Here is a 13,246-nt window from a genome sequence, read left to right as displayed (position 1 = left end):
GCCCGATAAGAACCCCGAAAAGGCGACGCCTCTGGACGCCGAGGCCCCACCGCACACAGAAACGTGTCGGCCCCGTCCACGGGCCCGTTGATGCGGGTCCGCGGACGGGGCCCTCCCGCCGCAGGCAGCGCTCTTCTACGCTGTCCTATGAGGTCCCAGCCTGCTGACCCCAGGCTGGGCCCTCCCTACGACGCCAGCGTGACCTGCCGCTCCGGGCGATGATGGGCCGGGCGGCGCAGGTCCATGTCGGCCCACACGGTGAAGCCGTTCGCTGCGCTGCCGTGCATCCCCATCTTCAGGGCCAGCTTGGACACCGTGAGCAGGCCATAGCCGCCCACCCGGGGCTCACACCCCGGCATCTCCGACCGGATCGTTGGCACACAGCCCCCGCCCAGGTCCGTCACCGCGATGTAGGCGATGTCGGCCAGCGTCACCTCCAGTCCGAACCAGCCCCGCTCCTTACCCGAACGCGAGTGCCGGACCGCGTTGGTGGCCAGCTCCGCCACCACCACCGCCACGTCCTCTTCGCGCCCGGTCCCCTCGAACAGCGTAGCCGCGAACACCCGCGCCACACCCACCTGATCGGCTCGGCCGGGGTAGACCCGACGCCACCGCATCGGCGCCGAACCCCACAGCCATTCACCAGGAGAACCCAAGCCCCAGGCTTCGTTGTTCACTTTCCCCGTTCCCTTCTTCGATTACACCGAGTGTCGTGGCGCAACCGAACGACGCAATTGACAGCGCCCATTAATGAACGCCTCTTACGCCGGGTCAAGTGTCAACTACCCCACGGTTCCAGGGGACAGCTTCAGTGGAAAAGGGCCTCTGCCCGATCCCATCTCGCTTCGGCGGCGAGGGCCCTGGCGGCCAAGTCCGGCATCGCTGCGGATCTCCTCTATCTGATCGGCAAGCGCCTGCCGGGCAACCTGCGCTGACGACAAGGACGAGCGGGCACAGTGGCAGGTCCAGTGACATCGGTCAGGCCGACGAGACCGTGAATCAGCCGCAGCAAGGCCTGGCACCGACACAGACCGTGCTCGGCGTTCACGCCGTCAACAGGCCGGCCCCCCACTGGGCCCGACGCGCGGGCCCAGGACCACATGCCGCAGCCTCCGTCCCGGCTGCCCGAAACCGCGCTGCCGCTCGCCCGCTCCCACACCGCATCCAGCAGCCCCTGAATGGTCCCCGGCGCCCATCGTCCGCCGCTGACCGAGGACCCAACCCGCGATCAACAACCTCGCCGCGCTCCTGAGCCGCCGCCCGAAAGGCCCCCACCTGCCTGAGGCGAGGCTTCCGCCGTCCCGCGGTTCTGGCGCACGCAAGGGCCCGCCGCCGATCCTTTACTGAGCGATCCTCTGTCCCACGAACGCCCTGGTAGACGGCTTTTTGAGCAGGGACGCGACTTTACCCGCTGCGCGTAAGCACGCGCCGCCATCCATGTTCCCGCAGGTCAGCGCGATTCTAGGCAGTTCATGAGCACTTCGTGAGCAGCACCTGCTGCTCACGAAGTGCTCACAAACTGCACATGCCTCATCGGAGACCTGACGCCATCGAATCGTCACGACCTTCGGGGGCGTCATGACCAACCGCAACAACCACGACCAGCGTCTGTCCGGCACCACCACAGACGAGCGCCCCGGCCGCGCGCTGAACGTCGCTGAGCGGACCTTCCAGCTCCTCATCACGGGCCCACAGCCACTGGCTGTGGACGGACGCGCGATAGGGCACGGGCTCCCCGCCAGGTCCGTGAACTTGGGCGAGCTGCGGATGCACCTGCTCGCCCCTACCGCATCCGACGACCTAAAGGACGCCGCCTGGCGCGATCTCATCGTCCGCGCTCGACTGGGCGATCCGGCATGGGTGGTCGGGTGCGTCGGGGTCGCGATGCCGGGTCTGAAAAGCACGGCCGCCCAGGTCATCCGAATGAGTCCGCACGGGCTCATCGACGACATCGTGTCCGAACTGCTCACCGAGTTCATCGCACAGTTGGCCCGCGTTGACCTCGATGGCCAGCACATCGCCGCGCGGCTGATGCAGTGGGCGCGCAAAGGCGCCTTCCGCGCACGTTGCCGCGCGACCCGTGAACTGCCGACCGACCCCTACGAGTTGGGCGAACACAGATACTCGCGGGACATCGACCCAGCCGCCCTGGTGCGGAACGCGGCACGCCAGGACGTCATCACATCCGAGGATGCCGACCTGATCATCGCCACGCGGCTAAACGGCCAAACCGTTAAGGACCTTGCGCAGGCCCGGGACATGGCAGCGTGGCGCCTGTACACGGCTCGGCAGGCCGCCGAAGCTAAACTCGCCGCTGCGGTCAAGAACGGCCGTGTCTCTGCAGAGGACATCCTGCCTGGAGCAGGAATGTGACTTCGTAGGCAGGCGAACGGGCTGGTGGAATCCATTTCGCGGTTGCCCGATTCGGGCCTAATCGTGGGTGAGCAGGTGAGCCTCGCCTAGGATCAGCCCAGGGGGCCGGACTGCCTTGGGTGAGTTCGTTGGGGAGATGAGGATGGCCCTGTGTGGTCTGGGGACCTGCCGAGCACGTTGACGCTGGTGGTGTGGATACCGGCGCCGACGTCGGATTCCCGAAATAGATCGTTGCCTGCCACTCAGGATGAGGACGTAACCAGGCATTGAGTCATCTGGGATGAGGATGAGCTCGTGGGCTGCTTGGCGGCCGAGTCCGTTGTCGTGTGCGACGACATGGCGATGACAGACGCTGGTGTCCTGAGGTTTGCCGCCGTGATTTGGCGATGCGGATTCAATCGGTTTGTTTGCGTTGATCCGTGCTGGTGGTCGCGTTAGCGTGACCACAGTCTTGAACTCGAGGTCGTAGAGCCGACTGAGGAAGTCGACCGACGACCCTCCAGTCACGCGAGCTGCCCTGACAACGCCCCGGCAGCCCGGCTTCCAGTTGGCCATTGGCTTTCCGCCGCGAAGGAGGGCGGGCGTGGCCCGCGCTCGACGAGGGTGTCACCGGATGAGCAGGTAGAGGGCGAGGGGGCTCGCGGTGGGCATGGAGATCGCGATGCAGACGACCAGGAAGCGCAGCAGGATCGGCCAGCTGGTCATCGCGGTGGACACCAGGGTGGCGATCGCCTGGACAGCGGCGACAGCCATGTTCGGCTCGGTGGGGCGCAGGGTCCCGCTCACGGTGTTCCTTTCGTCGATGCGGATCATCGACCAGCAGGATGCGAGGCCACTGCGTTCACCTTCGACGCATTCTGGGTTTTCGCGTGTTCGCCCTGATGGGAGCGAGTACCGTCGACATGAAACTGAACAAAACTGAACGGTGGTGGCTTCGTTGACCGTGATCGACCCGGACCAGATTCAGTCCGGCCAAGACCTGGCCGAGCAGCTGAGCGCGCTGTACGGCGAGGGCGGCTGGAGCATGCACCGCCTAGCCGAGGCCTCGGGGCTGAGCCCGGCCACAATCCAGAAGATGATCAACGGACCGGGCGTTCCTCAGGCCAGGACGCTGGAGGCGTTCGTGGCCGCATGCAAGCAGCCCGCGGCGCCGTGGCTGCGGGCTCGCGACCGGGCGGTGAAGAACCGCGGGTCCGCCAAACCCTCCGTCGCCGACCTGCAGGAGCAGTTGGCGGACGCCCGAGCGCAGATCCGGCGTGCCAAGGCGGCACTCCACCTAAACGGCGGCACACCCGAACAGATCCTCAAGTCTCACGCCCGTCAGAGGCTGGAGCAGTTCGCTGCCCAGGACCCCCTCATCGACCCGCAGAACGGCCATCTGTACCTGGTCGTTCATCCCGCTACCGGAGCCGAGGACGCGCTGGTCGACCTGTTCACCCAACGTCCTGAGTACCAACTCGACCCGATCATCCGGAGTATCGTGCGTGACCGCGGCCATGCGGAGTTCTCGCCGGATCTGGATCGTGGCGTGTGGGAACGGCGCAGCACCGGCTGCGCTCTCGTCAACGGCGTCGACCGAGAGACCGGCGCGATCCGCGAAGAGCGCTTCCTGGAGACCTCTGTCCACGAGGACGGGTCGGTCACCCTTCTGTGCGGGGCCGGGAGCATCTCGACGGTATCGGGATGGCGGCATGTCTCCGACGTGATCAACGAGGCGCCGCAGTACCGCGTGGTGAGTCCCTGGCTGGTCCTCGGCCTGACCTACGGAGCGCTCGCGCTCGCCGGAACTCTGGCCGACACGCATGCCAGCTACCAGGGAGACTGGCTGGTCGGCCTACGGGTGACCGGATTGAGCGGCGGTGCCTGGGCCTACGAAGTCGTCAAGCGAGGAGATCAGGACGTAGTCCCGCCCTATAACGGCTCGCACTACGAGCGCATCGCCGTCTGCGAAACGTCCGACCTGCTGACACCAGCGGCCCTCACCGAGAAACTCGCTGGCTCGCTGATCCGTGGCCTGTCCATCCACTCTCTCGTGCTGCCATACCCACGCACCGACACATAGCGCGGCGTGTCTCGGTACGCGTTCCCCTAACGAACGCTTCCGGTGTCGGCCACCATGCGGATCAGGGGCTCGCCGATCCGACGTTCGGCTGGCGTCACCTCGTAGGGACTGCTCATCGGCGGATAGGGGTAGGCGCACCGGAGCACGAGCCCGGCGTCGACCGGGGCGCGGAGCCGGTCGTTGAGGCTGGCCGCGCTGATCCGGACACCTTGTGCTGTACCTGGTTGAATCGGTTGGACCGCAGGAACTGGCGGTCTATGGCGCGTTATCGGCCCCGCATCGGGGCATTTCCGAAATAGGGTCATCGCTTGTGACCCTCACCAGCCGTTCGGCGTTGATAGAGGCATTGGCCTCGGGTAAGCCAGAGGACCTGCTCGGCACGGCCGAGAGTTCATGGCTGGACTTCAAGGGCGCTCCGTACGCGCTGAACACCGACAGACTCAAGTTCGAGCTGTGCAAGGACGTGGCTGCCTTTGCCAATGCCCTGGGCGGGCTGTTGGTGTGCGGTGTTGCGGCGGAGAAGCAAAGCGACCGGGCGGTGGAGGTCGCAACCAGACTTCAGCCCTTTCCCCAGGACAGGGCGGACGTCGACCGGTACATCGACACACTGAACGAGTACCTGCGCCCACGCGTCATCATCAGCCACTTCTGGTACCGCGACCCGACCAGGAGTACCACCGAGGCCGCCCTGTACTACCTGGTGATCGAAGTCGAGCCGGTGCCGGAACCAGACCGTTATGTCATCGTGCGCCGGATGCTGAACGACAGGGGGATGTTCGCTGACGGGCTCGCGATCCCCCTGCGGCATGGCGACCGCACCGTCTATCTGCCGTCCGAGGACGCCTACCGGCTTATCAACGACGGCCTACGCGGACGCGATGCTCCCGTCAGTTTCGTCGGCCCGCCGCCTGGGGGCCTGGAAGAAGAAGCCGAACAGAGCCTGGACACGCTGGAGCGCCTGCAGGACTGGGACGACACACCGGTGCTGCTGTGGCAGAGCATCCCACCCCATCCGGCGCAGATCCTGCCTGACCTGCACAGCAACGACGGCATCCGAGGGGCGCTACGCAACCAGGACGTCCTGCGGCCCACAGGCTTCAACTTCCAAGACAGCACCGGGCGGCTGCGCACCCACGAGGGAGGCCTGTTCCTGGGCCGCACCCGATGCGCCCTGTGGGTACGCCCCGACGGCCTCACCACGGCCGGCGCGATCGCTACCCCCGACATGCTGTGCTGGGCCATGGACCAGCGCGGATACGCCCAGCGCATCAACGCCTACGTGCTGACGGAGATGACGCTGGAGTACTTCCGGATCGCTGACGAGGTGGTCGCGCCCCGAGCGCCCGGGCCCTGGGGTCACCGAATCGTCGCGCGCCGCTTTCAGGGCGACCAGCCACGTGCTCTCGGACCTGGTAGCACCGGACCGACTTCCTTCCTGAGTGATGCCTCGCTGGCCAGCGCGGACACCTGGGTTCAAGCCTGGACCGCAATCGGGGACCCCGAACGGGACGCCTTCGAGGCACTCCGCCGGATCTACGCGCTGTTCGGTGTGGACGTGACCAGCAATCCCGACGTCCAAGACGACCGTCTACCTATACTGCGGTTCCGCGATGGTTGATCCCAAGGACGAGTTCTTGCCCCACCACGGGTGGCTAACGGACACCACTGGAGCAGGCGAAACGACCGGGCCGGGGATCGGGAAGGAATGATGCGGGAATGCCCTGGCGGACCATGAAGTCGCGTTCCCGCTCGTAGGCCTCCCGAGTCCGGCAGTAGTGGGTGAGGACGCCGAAGATCTGACCGGCGGCGGGATCGCTGCGGGCGGTCTCGAACCACTCCTCGAGTTCTTGCTGGGCCCGTACCCAGGACCGGTGCATGGCTTCCACCTTGGCTCTGCATGCACGGTGATGATGTCCACATAACGAGCATTGTCCCCCTTATCGGCAGATCGTCTGCGCCCATTTGAGAGAGCTTTACCTCCTTTCCGGCGCGAGACGTAGGCAAAGTGTCCAGCTTGCGCCTACGATCGCTCAACATTGTCGCTGCGACAGGGCGCGGAATTGATCAAGTAAGTGAGGTAGGGACTTGTTCAAGGGTGGTCGCCGGGTGGGCCGACTCTGGCAGCCGGCCGTCATGGTGGCTGTATTGATTTGTTCGGGCTGTGGCGGAGGGCCTGATGCTGTTGCCTTTCCGTCGTTGACTGGATCCGGTGCTCCACCGCCGTTGTCGGCTGGGGCGGAAGAGAAGGCTGTGGCGGCGGCCTACACGAAGTTCGTTGCCATGCTTGATCGCGCAGATTCGCTGCCTGCCGACTCGCGCAAGCATGAACTTGCTACGGTCATGGTGGATCCCCAGCTTTCGCGTGTGCTGCGACGTATCGACGAAATGAAGAGCCGGCGCATTGCGACTTACGGTCACATCATCGTCCACGTGAAGAACGTTCAACTCACTGCGAGCGGTGCCACGGTCGACGACTGCCAGGACACCCGCAATTCGGGGCTCCTGAACTCGGTCACACGAAAGAAGATAAACCGTGGAATTCAACAGGAGCGCACCCAAGCGCTGCTGGTGAAGGGCTCTGATGGGCAGTGGCGGGTCAGTAGGTCGACCACGCTCGGTGAAGGGTGCTGACGAATGGAAATCGTTGCTCCCATACTCGGAGCCGGGATCCTCGTTTCCGGTGTCGCGACGACACCGGTGGATCCTCTTCCCCCAGGCTTGAACTCCTACGGCTACAAATACGGCGCCCAGGACGGCGGGACGCCAGCCAGCGGCGGGCAAGCCCCAGCCACCCCGCCGACAGACAACAGCACGGACGCGCTTCAGGAACCAAGACCCCGCACTTGTCAGGAGATGAGCGAGTACGTGCAGGTGGTCTGCCCGGATGCGCCTGAGGGTGGCGACGCTGTCTCGCCGGCCGCGCTTGCGCTGACCGAGTGGGCGCGGATGCCGATTCCGGCTCCGGTGGTGCGGACGGCGCCGCCGCGCCGGAGGGGCGGGCTGGTGGGTCTGCCGGAATGGTTCTGGGTGACCAACTGGCACCCGCTGAGCGGTCGTGTCACGGCGCGGAACGTGTGGGTTGAGGTGACCGCTCGGCCGCGGAGCATGACGATCGCGCCGGGGGCTGGGGAGCCGGTCGTCCGGTGCTCGGGACCTGGGACGGCCTATGACAAGTCGCGGCCGGCCGCGTCGCAGCGCACCGATTGCTCCCACACCTTTGCGCGGTCTTCGCTGCATGAGCCTGGCGGGGCGCATCGGGTGCGAGTGAGCGTGGTGTGGGGCGGCACGTGGCGCGGTTCTGACGGGTCTGGTGGTGCGCTTCCGCCGTTGGACCGGTCGACGACGTTCCGGTTGCGGGTGGCCGAGGCGCAAGCACTGTACGGATGAGGGTCGGTATGAAATCGAGTGGCCAAGTGTTGCCAGGACCTACCGCTGCCACGACCGTGAGCGGCGGGGGTGCCCCATCGTCCAGGCGACTGGCGCGGCAGCGGCGTCCAGGGGTGATCGCGGCCGCGGTGCTGCTGTCGATACTGGCCGTGGCGACCAATATGTATCTGTTCCGCTCGTCGGGGGACCGGGTCTCGGTCGTCAGGGTGGCGCGTGATGTCGCAGCGGGCCACCAGATCACGCAGGCTGATCTTGACCGGGCCAGTGTCGCGGTGGCGCCGAGTGTGACGGTGATCCCGGGTCGGCAGCTCGGGCAGGTCGTCGGGCAGCGTGCTGCCGTTGGGCTGCGGAAGGGAACGCTCCTCGCGGCTTCGCAGTTGACGACGCAGCAGAGCCCTCCGGCGGGACGGGCGCTGGTCGCCGTGCCGTTGAAGGCTGGCGCGATGCCGCCCGGGCTGGCTCCCGGCTGGGGTGTCCGGGTGGTGTTCACCTTCGGCACTCAGGGCCAGGAGCCCGTGGCCGGCGCTTCGCAGGGCCGCGTGCAGACCACCGCCCTGCGGGATGTCGTCGCGGTGGTCGATGAGGTGGACGGCCCGGATGGCGAGGGCGCGATGACGGTGTCCTTGATGGTGCCCGATGCCGACAGCAGTGTGGTGGCGCGGCAGGCGGCGGCCGGGATGGTCGTTCTCGTTGTGACGGAAAGGCGTGGCTGATCATGGCATTGCATTGCTTGGTCTCGCCGGGCGGATCGCCGGGCGTCACCACCACCGCGCTGGGGCTGGCCATGACCTGGTCGAGCGAGGTGCTGCTGGCCGAGTGCGACCCCATGGGGCGCCGTGTACTACCGGGTTTCCTGGCCGACCGGCTCCGAGAGTCGGCTGGCCCGGGGCTGCTCGGCTTGGCGATGGCCGCCGAGACCGGTCCGAACGCTCAGCTCGCGTTGGAGGACTATGTGGCTCCCATTCCGGGCGCGGACTCGGTGACATTGCTACACGGTGTTCGCGATCCTCGGCACGGGGTGCGCCTGGAGGCCTTGTGGGGCCGACTGGCCGAGGCGTTGACCTCTAGGGAGGGCGATGTGATCGCCGACCTCGGGCGCATTGGTGGACGGGACACACCAGACGCCTTGCTGCGGGCCGCGCAGACCGTGATCATGGTTTTGAAGCCGACGTTGACACAGGTCGATGTCGCCGGACCACGACTCGACGCTCTCAGAGAACAGATCAGCGACGGCGCGACCGCCGGGCTGTGCCTGGTCGCGGAAGGGCCGTACAGCGCGGCGGAGGTCGAACGCGTTCTCGGGACGCCGGTGATGGCTGAGCTGCCGTACTCGCCCGCCGACGCCCGAGTCCTCTCAGATGGTGCTCGGCCTCGACGGACCTTCAAGACTTCGCTGCTGCTGCGGTCGTTCAAATGTCTTGGTCGGCGCATCCGCGCGACCGCCGGGGCGTTGCCGACGGACATCGGAAGCGAGAGCGACGCGGTTCTGTGCGGCGCCAGTGCTGGGGGCGACCGGTGAATGCGCCGGGATGGACGTTCGCCAGGCAGGACGGAGTCCGCTACGCCGGCGCCACGTCCTCCGGAGCGGCAACACCCGATGAGACGGACGATGCGAGCGTGTGGGCGGCGGTTCGAGAGGTTTCTGCGCAGCTCGTTGACGTCCTGGGGGATGGCGTCGATCGGGTACGGGCGCGGCAGTTGATCGATGCGCAGGTTCAGGCGTGGTCACATGGGCTGCTGGCGTCCGGTCGGGTGATGTCGGCGGAGGCGCTGCGTAAGGTCGCTCGGCTGGTTTTCGATCGGCGGTTCGGGCTCGGGCCGCTGCAGCCGTACCTGGACCGCTCCGATGTGGAGAACATCGTCGTCAATGGGTGTCGGCAGACCTGGATCAGCTACACCGACGGCACCAAGCAACCGGGGCCGCCGGTTGCCGAGACCGATGACGACCTCGTCGAGTGGGTTCAGCTGCTGGCGCGCCGGGGGAACACCGGCCGGGAGTTCTCCCATGCTTCGCCGCTGCTGGATGTCGCGCTCGCCGACGGAGTGCGGCTGGCCGTGGTGGGCTGGGTGTCCAGGCGCCCGCATCTGGCGATCCGGATACATCGGCTGGTCGATGTCACCCTGGGGCAGCTCACCGAGCTCGGAACTCTGACCAGGCCGCTGGAGGCGTTCCTGAAGGCGGCGATCCGGGCTCGCCGCAACATCATCGTGTGCGGGGAGGTCAACACCGGTAAGACGACGCTGGTGCGTGCGTTGGCCAACGAGATCCCGCCCGAGGAGCGGGTCATCACGCTGGAGAGCGACTTCGAGCTGTTCCTGGACGACCCGCGGCTGGCGCATCGGCACCATGACGTCGTCGCCTTGGAGGCCAGGCAAGCCAATGCCGAGGGCGCGGGCGAGATCCGGTTGCAGGATCTGGTGCCGGCGTGTCTGCGCCTGAATCCGGACCGGGTGATCGTCGGTGAGGCGCGGCACGGGGAGCTGGCTCCGATGTTGGAGGTGATGTACTCCGGGGCGCGTGGCTCGATGTGCACCCTGCACGTCCACCGGCCTGAGCACGTGTTCAGCCGCGTCGTCCAGCTCGGCCGCCGTGCCGATCTCGGCCTCGGAGCCGATGATGTGCATTTGATGTTCGGGCTGGCCGAGCCCCTGATCGTCTACCTGGAACGGGACCAGGCGAGCAATGAACGGTTCGTGTCGCAGGTGATGGAGATCGGGCCACCGGCCGACTCGGTGGAACCGACCCGCAACCTGGTCTTCAGCCCCGGACCTGACCGGCGAGCCACCCCTGCTGGCGGGCACATCAGTGCCGCCCTCCTCGACGAACTCGCGGCCCAGGGCCTCGATCCCGAGCTGCTGAAGCCCAGCTCGGACGCGGGAGGCTGGTTGCGATGAGCGTGCTTGCCGCCCTGGCGGGCCTGTGCGCCGCCGGGGCCGTCTTCGCGATTGTGGCTGGCTTGCGGGGTACCGAACCCGCTGAACGGCGAGTGCGTCCGCCATCACGGTTGCAGGCGCTCCTGCGTTCGACGGCCTGGCCTGGACGCCGTAACCGGTTGTTTGCCGGTGCCGTGGTGGCTCTTGTGGTGTTCCTGTTGTCGGGATGGCCGGTTGCTGCCCTTGCGATGGCGGCCGGGGCGTACGCGGTTCCGCCGATGTTGTCGGGACGGGCACCGCAGCGCCGGATCGCGCGGCTGGAGGCGCTGGCGCAATGGTCCCGGCGGCTGGCCGAGATGATGGGCGCGAGCCGCGGCCTGGAACAGGCCCTGGCCGACAGTGCCCGCATCGCACCCGAGGCCATCCGCGCCGAGGTGTCTGTGCTGGCGGAGCGGCTGAATAATCACGCCAACACTGAGCAGGCACTCCGGCGATTCGCCGACGAGCTGGACGACCCGATCGCCGATCTGATCGCCTGCGCGTTGGTGCTGGCCTCCCGTCGGCGTGGCCCTGGGACGCGAGAAGCGCTGAGGCTACTTGCGGACGCAGTGGAACAAGAGGTCCTCGTCCGCCGGGATGTCGAGGCTGAGCGTGCTGGGTTGCGTACGACGCTGATCGTCATCGTGGCGTCCGTCGTCGTGTTGAGCGTGCTGTTCGCCTCGTCTCAGACGTTCGCCGCTCCCTACGGCACCGCGCTAGGGCAGACGGTGCTGGCCGTCGTCGCGGCGATCTACGGGTGCGGTCTTTGGTGGATGCGGCGGCTGGCTGTCCTGTCGACCGGCGCTCGTTTTCTGCAGACCAACCGTCACCGGGCCGTCGAGCAGGGAGCAGAGCTGTGACCGTTGCCGCTGCTCTTGCCGGGTGCCTGGGCGCCGTCGGCCTCATCCTGCTCATCCGCGAGCTATGGCCTGCACCTCCTCGCCTGGACGCCGCGCTGGCGCGCATCCAGCCCGTCCCGAACAACCCGCTGCCCGTCAACGGCCTGAGCACCCGCGAAGGCATCGGACGCTGGCTGGCAGATCGCATCGCACGTCCTGCCGGGCTGCTCGCCCTGCCCCGGGCAGACCTGGCATTGCTCGGACGTCCCATCGAGCGATTCATGCTCGACAAGCTGGTCCTGTTCATCACCGGGCTCGTCGTGCCACCCATCTTCAGCGGCCTGATGATGTTGGCGGGCGGCTCACCGGCTTGGTCGTTCCCGGTTATTGCCGGGCTCGCCCTGGCGGCGGTCCTGTGGCTGGTCCCGGATTGGAACGTGCGGTCACAGGCTCGTCAGCGCCGCCGCGACTTCCGGTACGCCTTCACCGCCTACCTCCAGCTCGTTGTCCTGGAGCGCGAAGCCGGTGCCGCGTTGAACGCCGCGCTGGAGAACCCCGCGAAGATCACCGAAGGGTGGCCGTTCCGGCGCGTTCACCAGGCGCTGACACGCGCCCGGCATGCCCAGCAGCAACCCTGGCGCGCCCTCGCCCAGCTCGGCGAGGAGATCGACGTCCGTGACCTGATCGACCTGGCGCACACCGCCGAGATCGCCGGGAGCGAGGGCGCCAAGATGCATGACGTCCTGGTCGCCAAGATCACCTCAATGCGGCACGAGGCGTCCGCCGCCGCGCGCGCCGAGGCCAACTCCCGGACCACCGCCATGTGGGTGCCCACCAGCCTGCTCATGCTCGGCTTCGTGATCCTGGTCGGCTTCCCGTTCTTCTCCAAACTCCTGGCATCCGGCTGAACGCCCGGACTTCCACACCAACACATCGGGGGACCATGAACCTGCTCAACGCTGTGGCGCTCCGCGTCGCACTCGCCGTCCAGCACCGAGGCCGACGACTCGCCGCCGACGTGCGAGACCGTGGTGACCGCGGCTCCGGGGTGGTCGAGACCATCATCCTCGTGGCGGGCTTCGCCGGGCTGGCGTTCGCCGTCTACCTGGCCGTGTCCAGCAAGGTGCACGGCTGGATCAACGAGATCCCCGGCGCCACCAGCCGGTGAACACGCTCGAACGAGCGCGGGAGCGAAGGGACCAGGGATCGGCGACCGTCGCGACGGCCATCACCTTCCCCGTCGTGGGACTACTCTTCCTGGCGCTCGTGCAGGCGGTGATGGTGTCAGTGGCCCGTGACGTGGCGCAGTCGGCCGCTGAAGAGGGACTCCGTGTCGCCCGCGCCCGCCACGGCACCTTCGCGGAAGGAAGCACCGCCGCAGCATCCTTCGCCCGCGCCGAGCCCGTCCTGGAGACGCCCGCCGTCACCATCTCCGGCACCATCACCATCACCGTGCGGGTCACCGGACACGCGCCGTCGCTGCTGCCAGGCGTCAACATCACGGTCTCCAGGACCGTGCGCGGCCCTCGGGAACGTTTCACCACGGATCCCCGTGGGTTCACGAATTCTGAAGGGTCATCTGGCGCGAACCCAAGGGGGGTGACCCCTGGTGGGTGAGCTTAAGCCCTCAGGTTCGGGAACCGAAGGCGCCGGCAGGGTCGGCGTAGGCAGA

15 protein-coding genes are annotated in these 13,246 nt (G+C 67.2%); 12 read left to right on the top strand and 3 right to left on the bottom strand.

Annotated elements, in window-relative coordinates; genetic code table 11:
- Positions 1–185 precede the first annotated feature (185 nt).
- Positions 186–677, bottom strand: a complete 492-nt coding sequence (locus ACH34S_RS32345) for an ATP-binding protein (RefSeq protein WP_395956654.1) — start codon at positions 675–677, stop codon at positions 186–188.
- Positions 678–1,578: 901 nt separating this feature from the next.
- Here ACH34S_RS32345 and ACH34S_RS32340 point away from each other — a divergent pair.
- Positions 1,579–2,373 carry a hypothetical protein gene (locus ACH34S_RS32340; RefSeq protein WP_395956653.1) on the top strand — a complete coding sequence of 265 codons (795 nt, stop codon included), beginning with the start codon at positions 1,579–1,581 and terminating at the stop codon, positions 2,371–2,373.
- Positions 2,374–2,979: 606 nt separating this feature from the next.
- Here ACH34S_RS32340 and ACH34S_RS32335 read toward each other — a convergent pair.
- Positions 2,980–3,159, bottom strand: coding sequence for a hypothetical protein (locus ACH34S_RS32335; protein ID WP_395956652.1), 180 nt, complete (start codon positions 3,157–3,159; stop codon positions 2,980–2,982).
- Between the two features lie 157 nt (positions 3,160–3,316).
- Between ACH34S_RS32335 and ACH34S_RS32330 the strand changes: the two genes are divergently transcribed.
- A complete protein-coding gene (locus ACH34S_RS32330; RefSeq protein WP_395956928.1) occupies positions 3,317–4,435 on the top strand; it encodes a helix-turn-helix domain-containing protein in 1,119 nt (372 codons plus the stop codon).
- 310 nt (positions 4,436–4,745) lie between these two features.
- Positions 4,746–6,053, top strand: coding sequence for a helix-turn-helix domain-containing protein (locus ACH34S_RS32325; protein WP_395956651.1), 1,308 nt, complete (start codon positions 4,746–4,748; stop codon positions 6,051–6,053).
- Positions 6,054–6,087: 34 nt separating this feature from the next.
- Here the strand turns inward: ACH34S_RS32325 and ACH34S_RS32320 are convergent, their stop codons facing one another.
- Complete coding sequence (locus ACH34S_RS32320) at positions 6,088–6,312, bottom strand: hypothetical protein (protein WP_395956650.1); 225 nt, start codon at positions 6,310–6,312, stop codon at positions 6,088–6,090.
- Between the two features lie 373 nt (positions 6,313–6,685).
- Here ACH34S_RS32320 and ACH34S_RS32315 point away from each other — a divergent pair, with 373 nt between their 5' ends.
- From ACH34S_RS32315 to ACH34S_RS32275, 9 genes are all read left to right on the top strand, one after another.
- Positions 6,686–7,066 (top strand): hypothetical protein, encoded by a 381-nt coding sequence (locus tag ACH34S_RS32315; protein ID WP_395956649.1) that lies wholly within the window; start codon positions 6,686–6,688, stop codon positions 7,064–7,066.
- 222 nt (positions 7,067–7,288) lie between these two features.
- Entirely contained in the window at positions 7,289–7,822 is a 534-nt protein-coding gene (locus ACH34S_RS32310; RefSeq protein ID WP_395956648.1) for a hypothetical protein, read from the top strand.
- Between the two features lie 113 nt (positions 7,823–7,935).
- On the top strand, positions 7,936–8,535 hold the full coding sequence (locus ACH34S_RS32305; protein WP_395956647.1) for an SAF domain-containing protein: 600 nt from the start codon (positions 7,936–7,938) through the stop codon (positions 8,533–8,535).
- Positions 8,536–8,537: 2 nt separating this feature from the next.
- Positions 8,538–9,341 (top strand): hypothetical protein, encoded by an 804-nt coding sequence (locus ACH34S_RS32300; RefSeq protein WP_395956646.1) that lies wholly within the window; start codon positions 8,538–8,540, stop codon positions 9,339–9,341.
- 98 nt (positions 9,342–9,439) lie between these two features.
- Positions 9,440–10,717, top strand: a complete 1,278-nt coding sequence (locus ACH34S_RS32295) for a CpaF family protein (RefSeq protein WP_395956645.1) — start codon at positions 9,440–9,442, stop codon at positions 10,715–10,717.
- Positions 10,714–11,595 carry a type II secretion system F family protein gene (locus ACH34S_RS32290; protein ID WP_395956644.1) on the top strand — a complete coding sequence of 294 codons (882 nt, stop codon included), beginning with the start codon at positions 10,714–10,716 and terminating at the stop codon, positions 11,593–11,595. Before ACH34S_RS32295 ends, ACH34S_RS32290 begins: the two co-directional genes overlap by 4 nt.
- The gene (locus tag ACH34S_RS32285) at positions 11,592–12,482 is read left to right on the top strand and encodes a type II secretion system F family protein (RefSeq protein ID WP_395956643.1); all 891 of its coding nucleotides are present in this window, start codon (positions 11,592–11,594) and stop codon (positions 12,480–12,482) included. Before ACH34S_RS32290 ends, ACH34S_RS32285 begins: the two co-directional genes overlap by 4 nt.
- Before the next feature lie 35 nt (positions 12,483–12,517).
- Positions 12,518–12,742, top strand: coding sequence for a hypothetical protein (locus ACH34S_RS32280; RefSeq protein ID WP_395956642.1), 225 nt, complete (start codon positions 12,518–12,520; stop codon positions 12,740–12,742).
- The gene (locus ACH34S_RS32275; protein ID WP_395956641.1) at positions 12,739–13,191 is read left to right on the top strand and encodes a TadE/TadG family type IV pilus assembly protein; all 453 of its coding nucleotides are present in this window, start codon (positions 12,739–12,741) and stop codon (positions 13,189–13,191) included. The genes ACH34S_RS32280 and ACH34S_RS32275 overlap by 4 nt, the downstream gene beginning before the upstream one ends.
- The last annotated feature ends 55 nt before the right edge of the window (positions 13,192–13,246 follow it).

It is taken from the genome of Actinomadura sp. 3N508 (assembly GCF_044326375.1).
Classification (GTDB): Bacteria; Actinomycetota; Actinomycetes; order Streptosporangiales; family Streptosporangiaceae; genus Spirillospora.
Note: the sequence above shows the minus strand (reverse complement) of the source record. Positions and strands in the feature narration are given on the sequence as shown.

Coding starts and splice junctions, on each gene's coding strand:
- ACH34S_RS32290 (WP_395956644.1), top strand. CDS start 10,714: ATGAGCGTGCTTGCCGCCCTGGCGGGCCTGTGCGCCGCCGGGGCCGTC.
- ACH34S_RS32340 (WP_395956653.1), top strand. CDS start 1,579: ATGACCAACCGCAACAACCACGACCAGCGTCTGTCCGGCACCACCACA.
- ACH34S_RS32320 (WP_395956650.1), bottom strand. CDS start 6,312: ATGCACCGGTCCTGGGTACGGGCCCAGCAAGAACTCGAGGAGTGGTTC.
- ACH34S_RS32280 (WP_395956642.1), top strand. CDS start 12,518: ATGAACCTGCTCAACGCTGTGGCGCTCCGCGTCGCACTCGCCGTCCAG.
- ACH34S_RS32300 (WP_395956646.1), top strand. CDS start 8,538: ATGGCATTGCATTGCTTGGTCTCGCCGGGCGGATCGCCGGGCGTCACC.
- ACH34S_RS32310 (WP_395956648.1), top strand. CDS start 7,289: ATGAGCGAGTACGTGCAGGTGGTCTGCCCGGATGCGCCTGAGGGTGGC.